At 51.2% G+C, this 724-nt stretch carries 1 protein-coding gene; it reads right to left on the minus strand.

From position 1 onward, the window contains the following. Positions 1-82: 82 nt before the first annotated feature. Positions 83-604 (minus strand): acyloxyacyl hydrolase, encoded by a 522-nt coding sequence (locus tag P775_RS12000; protein WP_425439904.1) that lies wholly within the window; start codon positions 602-604, stop codon positions 83-85. Positions 605-724 lie beyond the last annotated feature (120 nt).

Here is a 724-nt window from a genome sequence, read left to right on the forward strand (position 1 = left end):
CGGCTTAAGCTTGCTAGATAGACCAAGTCGATGACCCATTATACAAAAGGTACGCCGTCACAAGACTGGACACTAATAACAATTATCTTAAGGGCATCGACACCCTGAACTGAACTGTTTCAATTCCCGGATTGTTGTCGAATATTCCTGCATTGGAACGGTGATCATAGCTCAGCGCCATACGCCAGCCACTGCGGAGTTCGTATCCCAGTTCGATGCCCGAACGGAATTCGAGCGGTCCACCGAGGTCGAACCCACCATTGTCAGCATATAAACCAGGCATCACATGTAGCTCTGCGTAAACAGGGCTCTGTGCAATATTTACGGTATAGGTTGCGCCCATACCGAGCCAAGTTTCGCCATGCTCGCCGACCGACAAGCCAACTGCGCTTCCGAACGGGCCGTAGTTTCGGCCCAGATCGTAACGCAGATAAACTTCTTCCGCTGTATCGGCCCGCCGTTCCAGAACCTGTCCAGCAGAAAATTCCAGACGGGGCGTCGTATCAGACGTCCCTAGGCATCCTGTTGATGTTCCACAGTAATTACTGTTCATATCGGTAAGACCCGCTATGAGCATAAGCACTGCAAAGGTTCCGTCGGCCATATTGTATCTCCTGATGGTCAGAAGATCTCCATGGCGCAGATTGTTATTAGAGTCCAGTCAAGCTCCGACTGATTGTAGGCGTTCGGTTTCAGGTACTGTTTCACTCCCCTCGTCGGGGTG

This window comes from Puniceibacterium antarcticum, from assembly GCF_002760615.1.
GTDB classification, from domain to species: Bacteria; Pseudomonadota; Alphaproteobacteria; order Rhodobacterales; family Rhodobacteraceae; genus Puniceibacterium; species Puniceibacterium antarcticum.